This window comes from Echinicola marina, from assembly GCF_020463795.1.
GTDB classification, from domain to species: domain Bacteria; phylum Bacteroidota; class Bacteroidia; order Cytophagales; family Cyclobacteriaceae; genus Echinicola; species Echinicola marina.
In genome coordinates this window covers 5,019,951-5,043,093 of record NZ_CP080025.1, presented here as the reverse complement: position 1 = coordinate 5,043,093, position 23,143 = coordinate 5,019,951, and the positions used below count along the sequence as shown (strand labels likewise).

19 protein-coding genes are annotated in these 23,143 nt (G+C 39.4%); 14 read left to right on the top strand and 5 right to left on the bottom strand.

Features of this window, described 5'->3' with window-relative positions; genetic code table 11:
* Positions 1 to 15 precede the first annotated feature (15 nt).
* The 9 genes from ccoG (at position 16) to KZP23_RS20520 (ending at position 7,130) form a co-directional block, all read left to right on the top strand.
* Positions 16 to 1,428, top strand: coding sequence for a cytochrome c oxidase accessory protein CcoG (gene ccoG, locus KZP23_RS20560; protein WP_226333695.1), 1,413 nt, complete (start codon positions 16 to 18; stop codon positions 1,426 to 1,428).
* A gap of 22 nt (positions 1,429 to 1,450) precedes the next feature.
* Positions 1,451 to 1,876, top strand: a complete 426-nt coding sequence (locus KZP23_RS20555) for a FixH family protein (protein WP_226333694.1) — start codon at positions 1,451 to 1,453, stop codon at positions 1,874 to 1,876.
* Entirely contained in the window at positions 1,876 to 2,583 is a 708-nt protein-coding gene (locus KZP23_RS20550; RefSeq protein ID WP_226333693.1) for a sulfite exporter TauE/SafE family protein, read from the top strand. The genes KZP23_RS20555 and KZP23_RS20550 overlap by 1 nt, the downstream gene beginning before the upstream one ends.
* 262 nt (positions 2,584 to 2,845) lie before the next feature.
* Entirely contained in the window at positions 2,846 to 3,409 is a 564-nt protein-coding gene (locus KZP23_RS20545) for an RNA polymerase sigma factor (protein ID WP_226333692.1), read from the top strand.
* Entirely contained in the window at positions 3,378 to 4,586 is a 1,209-nt protein-coding gene (locus KZP23_RS20540; RefSeq protein WP_226333691.1) for a PorT family protein, read from the top strand. The genes KZP23_RS20545 and KZP23_RS20540 overlap by 32 nt, the downstream gene beginning before the upstream one ends.
* A gap of 126 nt (positions 4,587 to 4,712) precedes the next feature.
* Complete coding sequence (locus KZP23_RS20535; RefSeq protein WP_226333690.1) at positions 4,713 to 5,225, top strand: CHRD domain-containing protein; 513 nt, start codon at positions 4,713 to 4,715, stop codon at positions 5,223 to 5,225.
* Positions 5,226 to 5,308: 83 nt separating this feature from the next.
* On the top strand, positions 5,309 to 5,677 hold the full coding sequence (locus KZP23_RS20530; protein ID WP_226333689.1) for a 2-polyprenyl-6-methoxyphenol hydroxylase: 369 nt from the start codon (positions 5,309 to 5,311) through the stop codon (positions 5,675 to 5,677).
* Between the two features lie 11 nt (positions 5,678 to 5,688).
* Positions 5,689 to 6,225 carry a YceI family protein gene (locus tag KZP23_RS20525; RefSeq protein WP_226333688.1) on the top strand — a complete coding sequence of 179 codons (537 nt, stop codon included), beginning with the start codon at positions 5,689 to 5,691 and terminating at the stop codon, positions 6,223 to 6,225.
* Entirely contained in the window at positions 6,222 to 7,130 is a 909-nt protein-coding gene (locus KZP23_RS20520; RefSeq protein WP_226333687.1) for a DUF5777 family beta-barrel protein, read from the top strand. Before KZP23_RS20525 ends, KZP23_RS20520 begins: the two co-directional genes overlap by 4 nt.
* Positions 7,131 to 7,133: 3 nt before the next feature.
* Here the strand turns inward: KZP23_RS20520 and KZP23_RS20515 are convergent, their stop codons facing one another.
* On the bottom strand, positions 7,134 to 8,207 hold the full coding sequence (locus KZP23_RS20515; protein ID WP_226333686.1) for a LacI family DNA-binding transcriptional regulator: 1,074 nt from the start codon (positions 8,205 to 8,207) through the stop codon (positions 7,134 to 7,136).
* A gap of 570 nt (positions 8,208 to 8,777) precedes the next feature.
* Here KZP23_RS20515 and KZP23_RS20510 point away from each other — a divergent pair.
* The 4 genes from KZP23_RS20510 (at position 8,778) to ffh (ending at position 17,416) form a co-directional block, all read left to right on the top strand.
* Entirely contained in the window at positions 8,778 to 12,218 is a 3,441-nt protein-coding gene (locus tag KZP23_RS20510) for a SusC/RagA family TonB-linked outer membrane protein (RefSeq protein ID WP_226333685.1), read from the top strand.
* Positions 12,219 to 12,249: 31 nt separating this feature from the next.
* Positions 12,250 to 13,833, top strand: coding sequence for a SusD/RagB family nutrient-binding outer membrane lipoprotein (locus tag KZP23_RS20505; protein ID WP_226333684.1), 1,584 nt, complete (start codon positions 12,250 to 12,252; stop codon positions 13,831 to 13,833).
* A 139-nt stretch (positions 13,834 to 13,972) separates the two neighbouring features.
* Positions 13,973 to 15,511 (top strand): IS1182 family transposase, encoded by a 1,539-nt coding sequence (locus tag KZP23_RS20500; RefSeq protein WP_226333683.1) that lies wholly within the window; start codon positions 13,973 to 13,975, stop codon positions 15,509 to 15,511.
* A gap of 564 nt (positions 15,512 to 16,075) precedes the next feature.
* Positions 16,076 to 17,416, top strand: a complete 1,341-nt coding sequence (ffh, locus tag KZP23_RS20495; RefSeq protein WP_226333682.1) for a signal recognition particle protein — start codon at positions 16,076 to 16,078, stop codon at positions 17,414 to 17,416.
* Between the two features lie 165 nt (positions 17,417 to 17,581).
* Here the strand turns inward: ffh and KZP23_RS20490 are convergent, their stop codons facing one another.
* Positions 17,582 to 18,754: a 2-isopropylmalate synthase gene (locus KZP23_RS20490; protein ID WP_226333681.1), complete on the bottom strand. Its 1,173-nt coding sequence runs from the start codon at positions 18,752 to 18,754 to the stop codon at positions 17,582 to 17,584.
* Positions 18,755 to 18,894: 140 nt separating this feature from the next.
* On the opposite strand from KZP23_RS20490, the gene KZP23_RS20485 reads away from it, so the two are divergent.
* On the top strand, positions 18,895 to 20,454 hold the full coding sequence (locus KZP23_RS20485) for a hypothetical protein (protein ID WP_226333680.1): 1,560 nt from the start codon (positions 18,895 to 18,897) through the stop codon (positions 20,452 to 20,454).
* A gap of 41 nt (positions 20,455 to 20,495) precedes the next feature.
* Here KZP23_RS20485 and KZP23_RS20480 read toward each other — a convergent pair whose 3' ends face one another.
* The 3 genes from KZP23_RS20480 to KZP23_RS20470 form a co-directional block, all read right to left on the bottom strand.
* On the bottom strand, positions 20,496 to 20,972 hold the full coding sequence (locus KZP23_RS20480; protein ID WP_226333679.1) for a nucleoside deaminase: 477 nt from the start codon (positions 20,970 to 20,972) through the stop codon (positions 20,496 to 20,498).
* 95 nt (positions 20,973 to 21,067) lie between these two features.
* On the bottom strand, positions 21,068 to 21,805 hold the full coding sequence (locus KZP23_RS20475) for a LytR/AlgR family response regulator transcription factor (protein WP_226333678.1): 738 nt from the start codon (positions 21,803 to 21,805) through the stop codon (positions 21,068 to 21,070).
* Positions 21,802 to 22,878 (bottom strand): sensor histidine kinase, encoded by a 1,077-nt coding sequence (locus KZP23_RS20470; RefSeq protein ID WP_226333677.1) that lies wholly within the window; start codon positions 22,876 to 22,878, stop codon positions 21,802 to 21,804. Before KZP23_RS20470 ends, KZP23_RS20475 begins: the two co-directional genes overlap by 4 nt.
* Positions 22,879 to 23,143: the final 265 nt, after the last annotated feature.

The following is a 23,143-nucleotide window of genomic DNA, read 5'->3' as shown; positions in this document are numbered from 1 at the left end:
CAAAAAAAAATAACCATGTCCCAGGATCAACAAAATAAATCAGAGGCCTTTAGAGATTCCCTTTCCACAGTAAAGGACGATGGAGGAAGGAATTGGGTATATCCCAAAAAGGTAAGTGGTTTTTTCTATAAATGGAGAACTTATGTTTCCTGGATTCTATTAGCGATTTTATTTGCAGGTCCATTTCTAAAGATTGGAGGAAAACCTTTTCTTTTACTGAATATTTTCGAAAGGAAATTTATCATATTCGGGCAGGTGTTTTGGCCTCAGGATACGCATATTCTGTTGTTCTTGTTGCTTATATTCTTTGTCTTTATCATCCTGTTTACAGTAGTTTTTGGTAGGGTATTTTGTGGTTGGGCCTGTCCTCAGACCCTGTTTATGGAGATGGTGTTCCGCAAAATCGAGTATTGGATTGAAGGGGATGCCAATCAACAAAAACGTTTGAATGCCCAGCCTTGGAACCAGGAAAAAATATTGAAAAAGGGAGGCAAAATGACATTGTTCTTGCTCATCTCCCTTTTGATTTCCCATCTGGTAATGGCCTACCTTATAGGGGTGGATCAAACCTTGGAAATCATCAGCAGTCCGCCTTCGGCCCATTTAACAGGATTCATGGGCTTACTGGCATTTACCGGGATCTTTCTCTTTGTATTTTCTTGGTTTAGGGAGCAGGCCTGTACAGTGGTTTGTCCTTATGGTAGGCTGCAAGGAGTTTTATTGGACACCAATTCCATCAATGTATCCTATGATTACTTACTGGGAGAACCGAGGGGGAAAATCAATAAGAAAGACCCCGGAAAATCCGCTAAAGGAGATTGTGTAGATTGTAGTTTATGCGTGCAGGTTTGTCCTACTGGCATTGATATTAGGAATGGGGTACAAATGGAATGTGTCAACTGTACCGCATGCATAGATGCTTGTGATGAGGTGATGGTGAAGGTGGATAGACCCAAGGGCTTGATTCGTTATGCTTCTGAAAATAGTATCAAGGAAGGACATCAAAAATTGATCACACCGAGGGTAATAGGTTATATAGCTGTTTTATTGATTCTAGTAGTAGCCTTTGTGGGATTGCTCGTGACCAGAACTGAAATGTCAGCTACGATTACTAGGTTTAGAGGAATGACTTATCAAGAAAGGACTGATGGTCAAATCAGTAACCTTTACGAGGTGACCTTCATAAACAAAACCTTTGATGTACAAAACGTACAAATAAAATCATCCAACGATAAATATATGGTAGAGGCAAGTGATGAAGGAAATTGGATATTGGATGGACAATCCAAGGTGGAGGGTAGGTTCTTTCTGGTAATCGATGCCAATGAGGTAACAGAAATTAACCAGGAAGTGGAATTATTATTACTTCAAAATGGTGAAGTAATCGATGAAATCAAAACCAATTTTATGGCACCAATGCCAAAATAGGGTTATTTAAAATCAATAGATTATGAACTGGGGAAATTCGATAGTATTGGTATTTGTTGTATTTGCAGCCATTGTTTTTACCATGGTGGGAATTTGCATCAAACAGGATGATATTCATTTGGTTACAGAAAATTATTACGAGGCTGAAATCAAATATCAGGAACAAATTGAAAAGGTTTCCAATGCGGCATTATTGTCAGAAAAGGTGATGGATTATGATCCTTCAGAAAAGGAATTAAATATTCACTTGGATGATGGTGTGAAAGGAACTGTTTGGTTGTTTAGGCCTTCAGATGCCCGACTGGATCAGGAATTCAATTTTGAGATTGACCAGTCAGAAGAGAAGAAAATCAGCCTTAATAAATTGGAGCAAGGCTATTGGAAGGTGAAGATCGCCTGGACCAATGCTGGAAAGGAATATTTTGAAGAATTGAAAATTAGCCTCTGATGATCTGGACAGCATTTTTATTGGGGTTTTTAGGTTCTTTTCATTGTTTGGGGATGTGTGGCCCCATCGCCTTGGCGGTATCAAGTACAGATAAGCAAAAGGCAGTGATGAAAAAGGTATGGTATAACCTGGGGAGGACCATGACTTATTCCATTTTGGGCTTGATTGCTGGTAGCATCGGTTTGGGTTTGGAGTTGGCAGGTTTTCAACAATGGGTTTCTATTGGTCTTGGGCTTTTGATAATTCTTTTTGCGTTTATGTATAAAAAGAGCGAAAGGGCCCTTGCAAAAGGAGGGGCTTATCAGCTTGTGGCTAAGGTTAAAAGTGCTTTGGGATATTGGTTGAAAAAAGGAGGGGCAAAGGCTTTTTTTATGACAGGATTGGTCAATGGGATTTTACCCTGTGGAATGGTTTATATAGCATTATTAGGGTCTATGGCCATGGCGGGACCTGTGGAAGGAGCCATTTATATGGCTAGTTTTGGAATAGGTACCATCCCATTATTATTGGCTTTGATGCTAAGTGGAAATCTATTCAGTGCAGATTGGAGGACGAGGCTTTTTAGGTTTATGCCTTATTTTGCCATACTCATAGGTTTATTATTTGTTATCAGAGGTTTGGGTTTGGGTATTCATTTTTTAAGTCCTGCATTAGAGGTTTTTGACCCTTCAAATGGAATTCCAGCTAGTATGACCATTTGTAAATAATTGGTTGTATAGGGTTAATGTGAGATCCTCTGTTGTTTTAATAGGTCCTTACTGTAGAATCTAATTAAGATATTGTTTTTAGCTTTTTGAAGCAGGTTCTTTAAACGATATATTTTGTTTTCTATATTTTTTCGATCATGATATGGTCAATAGTCAATTTTTCGGTATATAATCGTTTTATTATTATAAAGGGAGAAATATTTGAATGTTGACGCAACCCTTTCAAAGAATGTCTTGTATAGGCAATTGAACCATTTCTATTGTGAACAAAGAACCGGACAAAAGGATAATAAGGGGACTCTTAAAAAATGAGGGCAAGTCTCAAGAACTGTTGTATAAGCAGTTTTACAGTTATGGTATGAGTGTTTGTTTACGTTACACGGCTAATAGAAATGACGCGGTGGAGGTGTTGAATGATAGCTTCATGAAGGTGTTTACCAAAATCCAGCAATATGATGAACAATACGCTTTTAAGGCTTGGTTCAGGAGAATTCTGATCAATACCGCCATTAATCATAATAGGAGCCAATTAAATAACCATCATGATTTGAGTCTAGATGAAGCAGCTGAAATTAGCGACAAGCAGGGCAATATAATCAATGAACTTTCCTATGATGAATTGATAAACCTTGTGCAAAGCTTGTCGCCAATGTACAGGACTGTTTTCAATTTATATGTGATTGAGGGGTATTCGCATTTAGAAATAAGTGAGTTGCTTGGTATCAGTGAAGGAGCGTCGAAGTCCAACCTTTCACGGGCAAGAATGAATTTAAGGGAACTACTAAAAAGGGATCATGAAAAAAGACTGGCCAGATATGAGCGATAAGGAGCTGGATGATTCCTTCCGGAAAGGCTTAGAAGAGCCTCAGATCCCTTTTGTGAAAGAGGATTGGGACAAAATGCAGGAAAAGATGAGCCGATTGCCCAATAATGGGAAAGCTGGTGGTTTTTTTCAAAGCAAATGGTTTTTGTTAGGATTGGGATTGGCGCTGCTCGTACCATTCAGTTGGTGGGGCATGGGAGTTCTGGAGGGCACTCATTCGGGAATAAAATCCAATGAGACGATGCAGGAAAGCCATCAGGTAACTAATGGTAATACTTCCGATCCGGCAAAATCAATATTAGAAACTGATCAGGAGATAAAATTAATAGGAGAGGAAGAGAATGTTGATCAAATAGATGGTAATCAAGAATCAATGGCAAATGTAGGCTTAATAGCTAATAGGCTTTCTTCAGAAATGGATAGATTAGAATTTGATGGAAATGGATCCAATTATCCCTCATCAAAACGAAATAGGGAGGACTTAGTCCCTGGCTCGATTAGAAAAAGGCAGCCTTCATTTGAGCAGGACAAAGAAGTGAGATTGGTATTTGACAGAGAGGGGTATGGAGCCCCTCCGGTTAAAAAGGAAGGTAGTGATATCGCACAAAGGTGGAGTTTTGCATTATTGTTTTCTCCAGATGTAAGTGCCTTAAAACTGAAGGAAGTAAGGGGAGTGGGGACGAGTGTTGGGATAAATCTTGAATATTATTTTCTCCCAAAGTGGAGTCTGAATTTTGGGGGATTATATTCCTTTAAGACTTATGGTACCAGTAATGGCTATCAATTCTCCTATCCAAGCTCTATGCCTACCACCTGGGTAGAAGGGGATTGTTATGTGTTGGACATTCCTCTTAATATTCGTTTTTATGCCATAAATGGCCCGATGGATAGGTGGTATGCCAGTGCAGGCTTGTCTTCCTATTTGATGTTGAAAGAAAAGTATCAGTTGATCAATGGTTATAGTTCTTATTATCCCAATTACGAAAACTTGGAAGTCAATAATAAAAATCAACATTTTTTCCAGGTGCTTAATTTAAGTATGGGGTACGAAAGGAGACTATCCGAAAAACTATCTATACAAGTTGAGCCCTATTTGAAATTACCTCTAAATGGGGTAGGAGAAGGGCAGGTAAGTCTAAAGAGTGCAGGAGCGCTGATTGGCTTGAAATATAAATGGTAGCTATTTAATTAAACAATCGGTTTTAGAAAATGGTGACTCATCATTTGCCTCAAAAAAAAATGAGGTGAAAAGGTGAGGTGGAGAAGTATTGCCCAATAATTATTGAGAAAATTTAAAAATAAGGTCATGGAAAAGTACAAGAGATTTTGGTTGCTGGGAATGATATTATTGTTGACTGCAGGACTAGTGGCCTGTGGTGACGATGATGACGATGATCCTAGTCCACAAGTGCAAAAGAAAGTCTATAATTTAAATGCAGTGGGAGAGTCAGGTGTATCTGGTACAGTTACTTTCACCAGACAGACTGATGGCTTTACCTTGATAGAGATAGATCTATCAGGTACCACTGCCGGAAACTCACATCCTTCACATATACATGCCAATTCTGCCAGTGAAGGTGGAGGCATAGTGATCGATCTGACAAATGTGGACGGAACCACGGGAGAAAGTAGCACTTTGGTAACGGAAAAAAATGATGGGGCAGCAATCACTTATGAGGAGTTGATTGCATTTGATGGCTATGTAAACGTTCATTTGAGCGCTTCAGAGTTATCGACATTAGTCGCCCAAGGGAATATTGGTAGTAATGCCAGTGGGACATCCAATGGTGGAAATGGTGGAGGTGTTCCCGGATACTAGCCAATGTTGTGTGAGGACAGTTCCCCTGAAGAACTGTCCTCTCTTTATGCTTCAAATAAAAGACCAAGTTAAACATGATTATTATGAAAGGTTCAAAAATCTTATTGATTGGCTGTCTGCTCTTAGGGGTGATGGCTTGTGGAAGTGAAAGTGAAGAGGATCTTATGCCAAACAATCCTAATGGAGGGGATAGGTGTGATGATAATGTGGCGACATTGTCAGGGGAGGTGTCCACAATAATTGAAAATAATTGCGCTATTTCTGGATGCCATGTGGCAGGAACGGGCAGGGTGGACCTGACGGTGACAGCTAATATTATCCAAAATGCCAATCAGATTAGGAATTATACAGAAAGTGGTTTTATGCCCGAGGCAAGTTCCGGTCTGACATTGACACAGGCTCAAAAAGATGATATATACTGCTGGGTGGCTAATGGTGCCCAAAACAATTAAATAAAATGGTCATGAAAGCTAATTTAATCGTCATGATGTTATGCTTGATTGCCTCTCCAATATATGGACAAGCATTTCGAACGGAGTCTTCAGAAGTCAGCTTTTTCTCCAGCGCTCCCTTGGAGGATATCAAGGCAAAAAATGAGGAAGTTATAGGTGTGTTCAATGGTGAGAATGGTGCCATAGCATTTGTGGTTCAAATCAAGGGCTTTCGATTTGCCAAATCACTGATGCAAGAACATTTTAATGAAAACTTCATGGAGTCCGAAAAATATCCAAGAGCGACTTTTGAAGGTAAGGTGATGGACTATGACTTGGGAAAATCAGGTGAACAAGAAGTACGGGTCAAGGGGACCATGTCCATCCATGGAGAAAGCCAGGAAATGGAGGAAGTGGGGACATTTGAGAAAAAAGGAGAAGCAATAATGATGAAAGCTGTTTTTCCCATTGTTTTGGTGGATTATAACATAGCCATTCCCAAAATTTTGTTTCAGAAAATTGCAGAGGAAGTGGAGGTCACTGTTTATTTTAAATTTGTAGAAGGATGAAAAATTTAGAAGTAGTTTGTTTGGTGTTAGGAACATTTTTTTTTGGTGTTTTTGGCCAGTTGACGCATGTAATGGCACAGGACAGTTTGTTAGAGCAGTTAAAGCAAGAAGCCCCACCTATGAAAGATGTTGCTTTGGGAACATTTAAAGGAACACGGTTGATCAATGGTCATAGTATCATGACCAGGGGTGCGGGAAACCTTGATTTTATGATATCCCATCGCTTTGGTAGGTTGAATTCAGGTGCTTATAATTTTTTTGGTTTGGATGAGGCCAATATTAGGCTGGGTTTGGAATATGCTTTTACTGATCGTATGACCTTGGGTATTGGAAGAAATTCGTTCCAAAAGGTTTATGATGGTTTTGTAAAATATAATTTGATGCAGCAGCAATCGGGAAGTAAAAGTATTCCCCTTTCTTTGACCTGGTATTCCAGCATGGCTATAAATACTTTTAAAAGGCCCGAGCTACCTCTGAATTTTCAAAGAAGGCTTTCTTATGCCCATCAATTATTGATGGCTAGAAAGTTTTCGGAACATGTTTCTCTGCAGTTGATGCCGAGCTATGTCCATCAAAATTTAGTGCCGAGCAGGGAGGACAAAAATGACCTTATTGCCTTAGGGGCAGGAGGCAGCTTTAAGCTCACTAAGCGGACCTCTTTGAATTTGGAGTACTATTACCGCATCAATCCCAATAAGGATAATGACTCGTATAATGTTTTTGCCATTGGTTTTGATATTGAAACTGGAGGTCATGTTTTTCAGCTTCAGCTGACCAATGCCCAATCGATGACAGAAACGGGGTTTCTACCAGGTACTACAGGGAATTTTTGGGATGGAGACATCCACTTTGGCTTTAATATTTCCAGGTCATTCCAACTTAAAGAAAATTCTAAATCATGGTAAGGCTTAATGGAGATTGGATTTGATATAAGAGTCGAGGTTATGTTTGGTGATTATTTCTAGGGGAAAGAGTTCTAAATTTGGCGGTTCTTTTTTGAATAATAGATGATTGGCAAGGTGGTAAATCCCCCTATTGACTTGTTTGTTTGGGTTTTGGTTGATCAGAAAATTAATCTGACCTGATTTTAATAATTCTATATTCTCCTTCAATAAATCATATCCTACTATACAAATATTAGGAAGCTTGTATTTACTAATAATATTAGCGGTTAGTTTGGCTCCCGAGGAAGTAGGGATAAACAATCCCTTGATATCATTGGATTTAATGGCCTCTACTAGTTTGGATTCAAAAGATTTCATATCATCACCCTCAATAATTATAGATACCACCTCCATTTTATTGAATTGATGCTCCTTGAAATAATCCCTAAATCCCCTTTCTTTTTCAATAAAGTGAACAGAGTGCTGGACTTTTTCACTAATGTGCAGGATGGCTACAGTTCCTGAAGGTGATGGTGTAGACAGGGCTATCAAAGAACCAGCCAATTGTCCACTTTGATATAGGTCTTGTCCAATAAAGGCAAGAGGAGAAACGCCATTGATCATGGTGTTAAAATGTACATAGGGAATTCCAAGGTCTTCTATTTCATTAAAAAAATCCAAGGCCACATTAAGGAAAATAGGGGCACTAATGATGGCGTCCGGTTTATTCTTCAGTACATTTTTGGCAGCCTTTTTAAATGATTGCTCATCATTTAATTTGAAGAAATACGTTTCTATTTGCATTTGGTAGGGTTGCCATTCTTTTTTGGCAGCATCAAGGTTGTCCAAGGAGAGTTTCCAATAAGGATCTTCCTCAGGATGAGGAACCAGTATTGCTATTTTATTGGTCTTATTTGAGCCTAAGGTCTTGGCGAGAAGGTTTGGGGTGTAGTCGATTTCTTTCAAGATTTTCTCCACCTTTTTACGGGCTTCATCCGATACCTTGCCTCTTTTATGAATTACCCTATCTACCGTACCAACGGAGACACCCGATAATTTAGCAATATCTTTGATCCTGATTATTTTATTTTTCTCCATTCTTGATTTTCGGTGAATTTGGATTTAGGGTGAAATACATTTTAATGAATTTAAGGACTTTTTTTAATCCGTCACTATACAATACTGAAAGGTATTAGATTTTGTGAAACTGCTGAATTGTCAAATTGTCAATTTTAATTTTTAAAGGCAAGCAAAAAATTAACAGGCAGGGAATAAAAATGAATAAAAGTTAATAAATCTTAAAATAATGCCCTTTTCACATAAACTTGACTTTTATTTTGTTTTTATGTGTGCGCAAACAATTATAGTGTGTGCGCAAACATTTTGAAAATTATTTTTGAATCAATGAAATATCTTTCTACTTTGGTGGTGTTAAAATATTTTAATAAGTGCTATATGAAATGTTAAATTATTGTTTTTAATCAGGTAATTAGTTTAGGATTTTGTTAATCTAAAAAACTTGAAAGGACAATGGTTTTGTGTTTCCGGTTACTGGTTTATTCCAGGTTTGAAGTCTTTATGGCGTGCTATAGAGAATGGTATTAAAAATTAATTGATGCGTATTTGAAATTATCTCAATGGACAACTCTTTGATCTAAACAATTAAATATGAAAAAACTAATTACCCGAAAAACTAAACCCAATTTGCCTTTCACGAGGAAAAGTAAGGTCTTACTAGCCCAGAGTATGCTGGTAGGTCTGGTGTTTTCTGGACATGCTTCGGCAAATGTATTAGAAAATGCTCCCGTTTTTAATGATGTTATCAGTATCAACAAAGCTGATATCACTATTAAAGGAACCGTAAAGGACAGTAATGGAGAACCATTGCCTGGCGCCGCTGTTACCATCCAAGGAAAAAGCGTTGGTACCATTACTGATTTGGACGGTAAGTTTACTTTAGATGTACCTGCCAATTCTACTTTGGTTATCTCTTTTCTTGGTTTTACTTCGCAAACGATTTCAGTTGGCAATCAGACAGAATTCGACATTGTTTTGGAAGAAGAAGCTGCTGCGCTTGACGAATATGTAGTAACTGCTTTTGGTATGGCCAAGGAGCAAAAGGCTCTAGGTTATGCAACTACCACGGTTAAATCCGATGAATTGGTGAAAGTGGGTACGCCTAACGTAGCTTCAGCTTTATATGGTAAAGCACCTGGTGTAAGGATTCAAACCGGTGCCGGTGGTGCCACTTCAGCGGTTAATATTCAAGTACGTGGGATTAACTCCATTACTGGTAAAAACCAACCTTTGATCGTATTGGATGGCGTGCCTATCCGAAACGAAGAAGTAACCAATAACTCTTACTCACAAGACCAAAGACTAAGAGGGAACGGACTTTTGGATATTAACCCTGCAGATATTGATAATATTTCTATTCTAAAAGGTGCATCTGCTGCTGCGCTTTATGGTTCTGAAGCGGTAAATGGTGTGGTTTTGATCACTACCAAAAAAGGTACGGCCGGAAAAAATGGCATGAGTGTGGACTTCAATGCCAATTATACCGTGGACAAGATTGCCTATTTGCCAAGGTATCAAAATGTACGTGGACCGGGCGCACCAGCTCACGTTTATGATTATGGTCAGTCGGCAGATGGGTTCAACTATACGGAAGATGGTGTTAGGACTGTACCCAATACTACGAACAATTTTGGACCAGAATTCGATGGCGAGCCAATGTTGGCATGGGACGGTGTATCTAGGCCTTATGTGGCTCAAGAGGATAATTACGCAGCCTTATTTAATAATCCAGTGAGTTCTCAGGTAAACGTGGCGATTTCCAATGCCAATGATAAGGGAAGTTTCCGTCTTTCATTGACCCGTCAGGACAATGAGGCCTTGAGTTTGAATTCCAAAAACAGTAAGAACATTGTTAACCTTAATTCATCTTATCAGGTGAGTAAAAGGGTTAAGACGGATTTGATGATTAACTATATCAATCAAAACACCAAAAACCGTCCTTATTCAGTTGACCGAATGATCAACAACTTTACTGGAATGATGACGCGTTTTGACAATGGTGCATGGTATCTTGATAGGTATCAGACCAGCTTGGGCTATCGCTTTGTTACAGGTACAGGTCAGAGTTTGACACCAGACGAAAATATATCTGGTAATGGATTTTTGTCAGACATTGCCGATTATGTTTGGAGAGTGAATAAATACCAATATTCAGAATTGAGTAATCGTGTGATTGGTAGTTTGACCAACCATATTGATATTACAGAAGACTTGAATTTAAGAGCCCGTATTTCTACCGATTTTACTAACCGTTATTCTGAGGATGCGAGAGCTACTGAAAGACCGTTGGATTTTGGTCCTTCAGGTTATTTTGGCATGGAAACAGAACTTTACAGCATTCTGTATGGAGATGTGATGTTGAATTACCGTAAAAAGTTGACTGATGAAGTTACTTTGCGCGCAATGGCGGGATATACAGCAAGAAAGGAAAGCATGAGTAGCATTGCTAGAAGTACTGCTGGTGGTTTGACCACCGAAAACCTTTTTGATGTGGTAGCTTCAGCCAATATCCCTAACAATAGCTCTGTTAGGACACATAGGGTCATTGATGCGGCTTTGGGTACTGTGAATTTGGATTATAAAGGTGTGTGGTTTGTGGAAGGTACTATCCGTAGAGATAGAATTTCTACCATGAACCCCAATAATAATACTTTTGTGTATCCATCTGTCAATTCCAGTTTTGCTATTTCGGATGCCATTGTTTTACCAGAATTCATTACTTTCTCTAAGTTAAGAGGTTCTTGGGGGATCGTGGGTAATTATCCTGATATCTACAAGGCGAATATTGCCTACACACAAAACTCTTTAGGGGAGCAGCAACCAGGTGGTTCTAATGTGCTTTATACCTTCATGCCTTCGGCTTTTGGTAATGATGAGATCAGACCAGAGCAAAAGCACGAATTTGAATTTGGCTTGGATACAAGGTTCTTCAATAACCGTTTTGGATTAGATATCTCTTATTATAATGCACAGATCCGTGACCAAATCCTGCCTTTGACCTTACCTTCATCTTCAGGTGCCAAGTCAATATTGACGAATATCGGTACCTTGAGAAACCAAGGTGTAGAAGTATCATTGAATGGTGCCATCATGGAAAGTGCGGACTTTGGCTGGAATGCGATCTTGAATGTGGCGAGAAACGTCAATAAGGTAGAGAAATTGGCCAATGGTGCTACGGAATTGTTGCACGCAGATTATGATGGCAATGCTGCTCAGCTTCGTTCGGTAGTAGGTCAGCCAATGGGTGATTTTTATACTAGACCTATAGCCACTGATGCTGATGGTAATAAAATTGTTCAACCAAATGGACTTTATAAAATTGACAGTGAAAACTGGATCAAGACTGGAAACGCGATGCCTGATGCAGTAGGTGGTTTTATCAATGACTTCAGGTATAAAAACTTCAATTTGTCAGCAGTAATCGACTTCCAAATTGGTGGTAGTGTAATGCCCACTGGTATCAACTGGATGATCAGCCGAGGTTTGACTGAGGAAAGCTTGAACTATATGAATGAAGAAAGAGGAGGTTTGGCCTACTATCAGGAAATAACATATAATGATGAGGGAGAGGTGATCAAGACTACTGGAATTCAGGTTCCTCATTCCACAGTTCAAGGACCTAATGGAGAGACTGTTTATCATGATGGTATGTTGATGGATGGTGTTACAGCAGATGGGGAAGCCAATACCAATGTGATATCTCAAGCATATTATTATAATCAAACCTATAACTGGGGTGGTCCTCAATATAGCCAGTCAAGATATGAATTGTATGTAAAAGATAATAACTATGCTAAAATGAGGGAATTGTCTTTGGGTTATACTGTTCCGAATCATATTACTGAAAAAATCGGAGCGTCCAATGTAAATATTTCTGTCTTTGGTAGAAACTTATTCTTCCTATACAGAAGTATCAAGGACTTGGATCCAGAGGTAATGACTGGGGGGTCTAGATGGACGCAGACATTGACCAGTGCAGGAACTAACCCTGCTACTAGGACATTTGGTGTAATGTTAAGGGCTAAATTCTAAAAGTTATTTAAGAACAACTCATATTTAAGACATGAATATCAATCGACTATTAATAGGAACACTTCTGATAGGTAGCATGGCAAGCTGTTCTATCTCGGATTTTGAAGATAATTATACAGATCCTTCCAAACTTGCCGAAACTACCGTTGGAAAACAGTTTACTGGAATGATTCATTCCAACAGACTATATGTATTGCCCGGTTATGGAGATTATTTTGTGGTCAATAGGATTACATCCAACCGTTATAGCCAGGTTACGGGCTGGGTAAATGTGGAAAATCAATATGTGCCGGGTTCTGCAGCTGTAAGTGAGCGTTGGGATGCTTATTATAATTTTATGGCCCAATACCGCGAATTACAGAAAGTATATGCGGGTTTGTCGGACTTGGAAAAGGAGAATAACCGCGTATTTATGATTACAGCCGCGGCTTATTTTTATGACCGCACACAGAAAATGGTGGATCTCTATGGTGATATCCCTTGGAGTGAGGCTGCTATGCTGAGCACCAATGAGGGCGATTATCCAAATTCGTATCCTGCATATGATAATGCTGAGGATATCTATACCAAGATGTTGGATGATTTAGCTGTTTTTGCTGACGAATTGCCTGATTTACAATTGAGCAATGCGACTAAAGAAGTTTTTAGGACGCAAGATTTGGTTAACCGTGGCAATATCAATCTTTGGGTAAAATATATCAACTCTTTGAGATTAAGAATGCTGACAAGGGTGAGTGGAAACAGTACATTTAGTGAAAGAGCAGAAACGGAGATTGAGAAGATTCTATCCAGTCCAGCTGACTACCCAGTAGTGACGGATAATGATAGCAATATCCTGTTTAAGATCCATACTTTAGGAACCTTAATGGGGGTAAATCAATTCAGAGATGGATTGGAAAGTTGGGATGGCAATATTGCTGGTAAAGCAATTTTGGATCATATGGTAAATAATGAAGATCCAAGGTTGACTTACTTGTTTGAGACTGGAGAAAAGGCAAATGGGCAGTATTTAGGTCTTGACCCATTATTGGATGCTTCTGCGCAAAATGCTTTGATAGAATCTTTGACCCTGTCTATCTATAACCGCTCTACCTTAAGTAGAAACCAATATTTCCCTGGAGTAATCATGACTGCTTCTGAAGTGAATTTAATAGCAGCAGAATATTACTTAAAGGAAGGTCAGGAAGCGATGGCAAAAACACACTATGAAGCGGCTATCAAGCAGTCGGTTGGCTTCTATGAGTATTTAAGAAGTATATCTAATAATACTATTGCTACAGATCCTGTAGTACCTACAGAAGAATCGATCAACGCTTATCTGGCAATGGAGTCCGTTTCTTGGGATGCTGCCTCTACAATGGATGATAAGTTGACCTTGATTGCAGAGCAGAAGTGGTTACACTATAATGTAGTGCAGCCTAATGAAAACTGGACAGAAATCAGAAGACTTAAGAAATTGGATCTTGATTTCTGGGTAGATAACTCTAACCAGCAAAGTACTCCTCCGGACCGTTGGATGTATCCAGGGTCTGAGCAGACGTATAATACAGAAAATTATGCCAAAGTACAGAGTAAGGACAAGTTGACCAACAAGTTGTTCTGGGATGTAAACTAAGGGTGTTTACTTCCTGAAAAATTGAGTTAAAATTGTTTGGGAACAATTTAGGAGGCTGTCTCAAAAGTAGATAGTTTAAAAGGCTAGTCGATTTCTCGGCTAGCCTTTCTTGTTTAACTCAAAAATGTTATTTTGAGGTGTGCAAAAACAAGACTTAAATGTAGCTTTTAAAGACTACAATCCCAACCAACTGATGTTTCTTCCTCCCAGTTTGGAGGAATTGATTCCCGCCCACCATCCAGGCCGTGTTGTTCACCAGATCATTGAGCGGATAGATCTGAGTGAGGTGTATGGTCGATACTCAGAGAACGGATCCAGCAGCTATCATCCCAAGATGTTGTTAAAGGTGTTGGTTTATGGATATTTAGAGAACTGTTATTCTTCCCGCAAGCTTGAAAAAGCGGTCCGGGAGAACATTGTGTTCATGTGGCTTGCCGGAATGCAGCGTCCCGATCACCATACAATCAATCGGTTCCGTTCAGAACGTCTCCGGGATGTGATTGGTGATATTTTTGCCCAAGTGGTGCTGTTGCTGCATGAAGAAGGACTTTTGGACATCAAAGAAGTGTACACCGATGGGACCAAGATCGAAGCCAATGCCAACCGCTACACCTTTGTCTGGGGCAAGGCGATTAAAAAGAGCAAGGAACGGATCAGTTCCCAGCTTCAGGAACTTTGGAACTATGCCGGTTCGGTAGCCTCCGCTGAGTTGGGGACAGAAGAACCCGACTTTGTGAATCCGAGTGCAGAGAAAGTTTCCCGAACCATCGAAAAGATCAATCAGGCGCTGGAAGGGAAAGCCGTTGACAAGAAGGTGAAACAGAAGTTGGGTTATGCCCAAAAGAACTGGCCTGCCAAACTGGAAGAATATGCCCAGAAAGAGGAAGTACTGGCTGGACGGAACAGTTATTCCAAAACCGATCCGGATGCCACGTTCATGCGGATGAAGGAAGACCATATGAGAAATGGCCAGCTCAAACCTGCCTACAACCTTCAACTCAGCACCCACGGACGGTTCGTGGTCAACTATTCCCTGCATCCCAATCCCAATGATACCTTAACCCTGAAGCCTCATCTACAGCAGTACCATCAGCATTACGGATTCTACCCTTCCTGTTGTACAGCAGATGCTGGATACGGAAGTGAAGAGAACTATTGCTTTCTGGAGCAGAACCAGATCGAAGCTTACGTCAAGTACAACACCTTCCACAAAGAACTCCGTCAGGAATCCCAATCAAAGAAAGTCCATGGCTTGCTGGACAACCTGTATTACGATCCACAGAAAGATCACTACATCTGTCCGATGGGACAGGCGATGGAACCCTGTTGGGAAAGTACCAGAAAAACCTCAACCGGTTTTGTCCAGCATTACCGGCACTATACAGCCCAAAATTGCAAGGACTGCCCACTGGCTGCTAGTTGTAGACCCGGGACCGGTAACAAATCCCTCAGGGTAAACACCAGGTTACAACAACAGAAGACAAGGGCAAGACAACGACTCACCTCTGAGCAGGGTATCCAGAAAAGAAGGCAACGGGCCACCGATGTGGAACCGGTATTTGCAGACTTCAAACACAACAAAGGGAGAGCAAGGTTTATGTTAAGAGGAGCCGAAAAAGTAGCAATTGAAACCGGATTGATTGCCATCGCCCACAACCTGGCAAAAATGGCCGGGTAAGAAGGAGCTGACGCCGTTTTTAAGTTCAGAAACCCTCTGATCCCCAAGTTTAAACTGTCGCTTCAGAACAAAGAACCTAGAGCTGAATTGACCGTAAGTCAAAAAAAAATAGAGGCCGATTAATGAAAATCGGCCTCTATTGGCTAAAATCGACTGTCCCACTTTTTTAACTCTTGTTTTGAGACAGCCTCTTTTTTGTTTTTAATGCAAAAAAAAGCCGCTGGTTTTATCCGGCGGCTTTCTTTTAGGATTAAAAATTAAAAGTAAAGTATAATTACTTTGTTTGATTGAAAAAAGTGAAACAGTAAGACTAATGTACAATAATTAATTAAAAAATAAAATACCGTGATTAGGGTATTTTTTGAGTTAATCTGTAAATAAAATGCAGAAATATCGAAGGTATATATTTAAATATTCTGGATAAAATGCTGTAACGTTTTACCTATTGTCAAATGCACATTAAAAGGGGCTGGATACATTGATAAGAAATTGAGAATAAAAGAGCCATGACTTCAAAAAAAATTAAATTATTGTATTTTTGCACTAAATAGAAGAATAAGACACATGTTTGATAATCTTAGTTATAAATTAGATAAGGCATTTAAGACCCTCAAAGGGACGGGTAAAATCACAGAGATCAATGTTGCCAGTACGGTTAAGGAGATCAGAAGAGCCTTGATTGATGCTGACGTTAACTATAAAGTGGCCAAGGAAGTTACCGATACTATTAAGACGGAAGCTTTAGGTAGGGATGTGTTGATCTCTGTTTCTCCTGGGCAGTTATTGGTGAAAATCACTCAGGAAGAGCTGACCAAATTGATGGGCGGCAAAAAGGAGGATATCAACCTTAGCGGAGATCCTGGTGTGATATTGATTTCTGGTCTTCAAGGTTCTGGTAAAACCACTTTTTCGGGGAAATTGGCCAGTCACCTTAAGAAGCAGGGGAGACAGGTGTTATTGGTAGCTTGTGATATTTACCGACCAGCTGCGATTGAACAGTTGAAGACTTTGGGTGAGCAGATTGGTGTGGAGGTCTATGCGGAGCCGGAAAATAAAAATGCTTTGGAGATTGCTTCAAAAGCCATCGAATATGCCAAGAAAAACGGAAAGAAAACTGTAATCGTTGATACAGCTGGTCGTTTGGCAGTGGATGAGCAGATGATGAATGAAATTTCCGAATTGAAGAAACATCTAAACCCTGCTGAAACCTTATTCGTGGTGGACTCCATGACGGGGCAAGATGCTGTCAACACAGCTAAGACCTTTGATGAGCGATTAGACTTCAATGGGGTAGTATTGACCAAATTGGATGGTGATACCCGTGGTGGTGCGGCCATTTCTATCCGTCACGTAGTAGATAAACCAATCAAATTTATCTCTACAGGTGAGAAGATGGAAAACCTGGACGTTTTCTACCCGGATCGTATGGCCCAGCGAATCTTAGGGATGGGAGATGTTGTTTCCTTGGTGGAGCGTGCTCAGCAGTCTTTTGATGAGGATGAAGCCAAAAGGATCAATGCGAAAATCCGTAAGAATCAGTTTAACTTTGATGATTTCCTTTCCCAACTTGAGCAAATCAAGAAAATGGGTAACTTGAAAGATTTGATGGGGATGATCCCTGGGATGGGAAAAGCGATCAAAGGATTGGATATTGATGATGATTCATTCAAACCAATAGAAGCGATTATAAGAAGTATGACACCTTTGGAGCGTGAGAATCCTGATGTGATTGATGGAGGAAGAAGGAGAAGAATTGCCAAGGGTAGTGGAAGGTCTATACAAGAGGTGAACAATTTGATGAAACAGTTTTCTGATATGAGAAAACTGATGAAGCAAATGAACAAAATGGGCGGTGCCCAACGTGCCTTGGGAAATTTGATGCCAAAAGCAGGAGGGAGAAGGTAATACGCTTTCTATGTAAAATAAAAAAACCAGACCGTCTAAACGGTCTGGTTTTTTATGGATAAATATTTCTTCTATTCTAGAATGATATATTCCAGGCAGTGTATAAAACAGAAGCCTATTCCCTTTAGAAGCAATTTTTAATGGGAATAGGCTTTAAAGTAAATCTTAAGCTTCTACTTTTCCAGAAAGTTTAGCCACTTTCATGATTTCATGCAAATCATCATCAGTGATTTCCTTCTTAAGGTCGGCATGTTCCAAGAACAGTTGATACACTTCATCCAACTGTAATTTGGTCAAGCTGTAACCGATCTTATGGGCACGGAATGCTAATGCAGCGCGACCACTTCTAGCGGTAAGTACAATCATTGATTCGTGAACGCCTACTTCTTCTGGATCAATGATTTCATAAGTTTCTCTGTTTTTGATCACACCGTCTTGGTGGATTCCTGAAGAGTGGGCAAAGGCATTAGATCCGACAATGGCTTTGTTAGGTTGCACGATCATTCCCATTCTTTCTGAAACCAATTTACTCACAGGGTTAAGCAATTTGGAGTTGATATTATTATATACATCCAACCTTGGGTGTTGTTTCATAATCATGGCAACTTCTTCAAGGGAAGTATTACCCGCACGCTCTCCAATACCGTTAATGGTACATTCGATTTGTCTTGCGCCATTCATGACTGCAGATATGGCATTGGCAGTAGCCAAACCAAGGTCATTGTGGCAATGGGCAGAAATGATTACATTTTCTATACCCACTACATTGTCAGTAAGGTATTTGATTTTTGCACCATATTCATCAGGTAAGCAATAACCAGTGGTATCAGGGATATTCAGTACAGTAGCACCAGCTTTGATGACCGCTTCGCAGACTAGTGCAAGGTATTCATTGTCCGTTCTGCCAGCGTCCTCGGCATAGAATTCAACATCCTCCACGAATTTTTTGGCATGCTTTACGGCTGCCACAGCTCTTTCGAGGATTTGATCTGGAGTACTTTTGAATTTAAATTTTATATGTGAAGGAGAAGTTCCGATTCCAGTATGGATTCTAGGTCTTTTAGCATATTTAAGGGCTTCAGCAGCCACTTCGATATCCTTTTGAACACCTCTTGAAAGTCCGCAAATAATAGGTTCTGATACACTTTTAGAGATTTCCACAACTGATTTGAAATCCCCTGGGCTAGAAATAGGAAAACCAGCCTCAATTACATCTACTCCGAGTTGCTCGAGTTTTTGGGCAATTTCGATTTTTTGAGGGGTGTTCAACTTACAGCCTGGGACTTGTTCTCCGTCCCTTAGGGTGGTATCAAAGATCAGTACTTGTTGTTTATCCATAACGTGTTGTTTTTATCTAAAATCTAAAGTAAAATCTAATGGTTTGAATATAAATTCTATTAATTATATTTGTCCAATGTTCAATCTTATAGTTTATAACATAAATAATTGATAAACAGTTTTTTATGTGTAAAAATGGTATGAAGTTAGAAAGAGGAAAAGATATTGTTTTTAATTTAATTAAGTCTTTAAGTACATCAGAGAAGCGAGGGTTCAAACTTTATGCAAAGCGCTTTGGAGCGAATGAAAATGCGAAGTTTGTTAAACTGTTTGACACTATGGATAAGATGGAGGTTTACGATGAGGTTTATCTCTTGAAGAAAGCTCCGGTTACCAAGAAGCAGTTGGCTAATATGAAGTCTCATTTATACAAACAGATTTTGGTCAGTCTTAGGTTGATCTATGCTGATCAGAATGTGGAGCTACAGTTGAATGAACAGATTGATTTTGCTAGGATTTTATACAATAAGGGGCTTTATCAACAAAGTTTAAGGTTATTGGCCAAAGCAAAGCATATAGCCGAAAAGTATTTTCTGGATACCATTATGCTTAGGATAGTGGAGTTAGAGAAAGTGATAGAATCCCAACATATCACTCGAAGTATGCGGGATAGGGCGGAGATCCTTGCCAATGAAGCTAAAAATTTGGCCAAGAGTGCTTCGCAAAAAAACTCATTCAGTAATCTGTCATTACAGTTATATGGACTCTATTTAAAGGTGGGACATGTGAAAGATGAGTTTGATAAAAAGCTAGTAGAAGCTTATTATCTGAAAAACATGCCTGAATATGATATGGAAGAACTTAATTTTTATGAGAAGTTATATCTATTTCAGGCGCAAGTTTGGTTTTACCATATTTTGCAGGATTTTCCTTTGTGTTTTAGGGCGGCGCATCGCTGGGTAGGACTTTATGAAGAGCATCCCCATATGAAAAAGGTGGCTACTGGGAATTATCTTAAGGCCTATCATTATCTATTGGATACCCTTTTTTATCTGCAGCATTATGATCGATTCACAGAGGTCTTTGAGCAGTTTAAGGATAGCTTGGAGAATGATGACTTTAAAATGGATGATAACTGTAGGGTTTTGGCATTTCTCTATTATTATTCCAATAGTATCAATTACCATTTTCTGACAGGGGATTTCAGCGGAGGAGTAAAATCCGTGGTTCCGCCGCTTCTGAAGGAAATGGCCCTATTGGAAGATAAACTGGATGTGCACCATGTGATCGTATTACATTATAAGATAGCCTGTTTGTATTTTGGAGGGGGTGATAATATCCATGCTATACAGCATTTGAATGAAGTGATAGATCATAAAGGGGATGGTTTGAGGGAAGATTTGCAGTGCTTTGCCCATATCCTAAAGCTCATAGCCAGTTATGAAGAGGGCTTGGATGATAATCTAGAGCATCAAATAAAAACGGTCTATAAGTTTTTGATAAAAATGCAGGATTTGCACTTGGTGCAACAGGAGATGATCAACTTCGTCAGGAACTTGAATAGAATTTATGATTATCAATTAAAATCAGCTTTTATGGAGCTTAGGGATAACCTGCTTCAATATGAAAACCATCCATACGAAAAACGGGCCTTTTTATACTTGGATATCATATCTTGGCTGGAAAGTAAGATTCAGGGAAGGCCTGTACAGGAAGTGATTAGAGAGAAATACCAGAAAAAGCTGGTTAGGGAGAAGTAATTTAATTGAGAATATCCTAACAGACTTAATTAAGTCAAGCCTTAATATACTTTTTTGTTTTCATTATCGTACCATTCTCCAAAAACCTTTAAGGCTTCTTCGTCTGGGAAATGTTGCATGGGGATTTTTCTTTCTTGGGGAGGAAGGGGCAATTCCTGATATATAAAGTCATCATCAAAGCCAGCATCTGCGGCTTGTTGACGGGTGTTGGCATAAAAGACCTGTTTGGGCCTTGCCCAGTATATCGCTCCTAAGCACATCGGGCAGGGCTCACAAGAGGTGTAAATTTCACAACCATCTAATTGAAAGGATCGGAGATTTTTGCATGCTTCTCTAATGGCCACAACTTCTGCATGTGCTGTGGGGTCATTGGTGCTGAGGACTTGGTTATTGCCTTGTCCTATAACAATTCCGTCTTTCACGATTACACAACCAAAAGGACCGCCCTTACCTGTATTCATCCCTGATCTAGATAGGCGGATAGCCATTTGCATATATGTTTTTTGAACTTCTGTCATATTTTATGTGGCTAAGGGATATAATTGGTTTGCATGGTTTTAAAATAGCTTGAATCCCTGTAAAAAAGAAATGACCGGCCCGAAGATTTTTAAGATTAACCAATCCACTTGTTTACAAATTGAAGAAAGTTGTCTTTATAGTTTTCGCTGACTGCAATGGTCGTGTTATTGATGTTGACGGAGTTTTTTGTGATGGAATGAATATGGTCCAAGGAAATGATATACGATCGGTGGATCCTCATAAACTGGTTTTCTGGAAGTATTTCTTCCATGTTTTTAAGGCTGGTCAATGAGAGTAGTGGAGCTGATTTATCAGCCAGGTGTACCTTGACATAATCTTTGTAACCTTCCACATATAAGATGTCTTTTAGCATCACTTTCACCAATTGGTATTCCACTTTGATAAAGATGTAATTCTGTTGGGCACTATCGGGGTTTCCTCCGGTTGGTGATGATTTTGATTCGAAGTAATGATAGGCCTTTGTGCAGGATTTTAAGAATTCTTCATAGCTAAAAGGCTTCAGAAGGTAATCCATGGCATCTACCTTATATCCCTCTATGGCAAACTGGTTATAGGCAGTGGTGAAAATAATTCTTGCAGTATTTCCTTGTTTGTTGCTGTCCAGTACCCTGGCGAGCTCCATTCCAGAAAGATCCGGCATTTGAATATCCAGGAAAATGAGGTCCACTTCATGGCTATGTACAAAGGCCAGCGCATCAATGGCATTTTCAAATTTGGCCTCCAAGGATAAAAAGCTGGTTTGCTCTATAAAGCTACAAATAAGCTCCAGTGCCAAAGGTTCATCATCTACGGCTATGCATTTGATCTTCATGCCAGATTGATTTTCAAGGTTACACGATATTCATTTTCAGGATTTTGATCATCAATAGATAATTCATATTGCTGATTATAAAGTAAGGAAAGCCTCCTTTTGGTATTGTTTAACCCTATTCCTTTCAAGTTGTTTTCCGGACTATTGGGGTTTTTTGGAATGATATTATTACAGGTCTTTAGGGTCAGTTCATTCTTGGATTGCTTTACACTGATATAGATTTGGCTGTCTTGCTTAGCACTTATCCCATGCTTAAAACAATTTTCCACAAAAGGCAGGAATAGCATGGGAGCAATAACCTTGTCCTCTACTGTTTCTTGAATATCCAGTTCCACTTTTACCTTTTGGGAAATTCGTAGTTTCATCAGTTCAATAAAATCTTTGATAAAATTGATTTCTTTGCTGAGTAAGGTTTGGTTCTTTTCGGTTTCATATAGCACATAACGCATCATTCTGGATAGCTTATGCAATGCGATACGGGCTCTTTCCACATCAATATTGGTAAGGGAGTAGATATTGTTTAGGGTGTTGAAAAAGAAGTGGGGATTGATCTGGGCCTTTAGGTAGGAGAGTTCTGAATTAATCCTTTGCTGGTCCAATTGCCTCCTCAAAGCCTCGTCAGATTGCCATTTTTGTACAGCAGCCACACTGGTACTGGTACCCAAGCCTAAGAAGAATACGAGTAGAATGAAAAGGTTGATAAATTCCTTCTTTTGTACATAAGGTTTGTCATCATCAGGGTGAAATGCCCTATGCATTAATTCGGGTAGATTGATACTGTTTTCAAAGTACTGGATCAGGTACATCAGCAGGAAGCATAGTCCAATGCTGAAAATAATAAATATTCCTATTTTACCGTTGAAAAGTATTTTTGGTACGAGAATATCTTTATTGAAATAAAACAGGCCCACCAAAAGAGATAGGAACAATACTTGCCGCCACCAAAATTCTGTAGGGAGGGTGGTTTTCCATGATAGCGGCCCAAGTAAAAATAGGGTAGCAGCCACTACCGCCCATAGCAATATATGGATAAGGAATGATAGGTTTTTATGAAAAACAGGTGATTGGTTCATGCATTTAGCTTCTTATTTCAATTTAAACATAAAACAAACTTCTTAAAACAAGAAATGGTAATCTGCCAATTGGAAGGATTTGCCCATGAATTTGGGCTTTTGGTCCATTAGCTGGCATGTGGATGTTGACTTAAACGGTTTATCTAGTGAATTTGCCCATTTGTCGATAAAGTCACCCTTACCATCTATCGCTTTTTTATAAACAAGTATTTCAATCTACTTTAGTTTTGAATAGTGTCCAGAAGATACTCTTGAACCACCAATT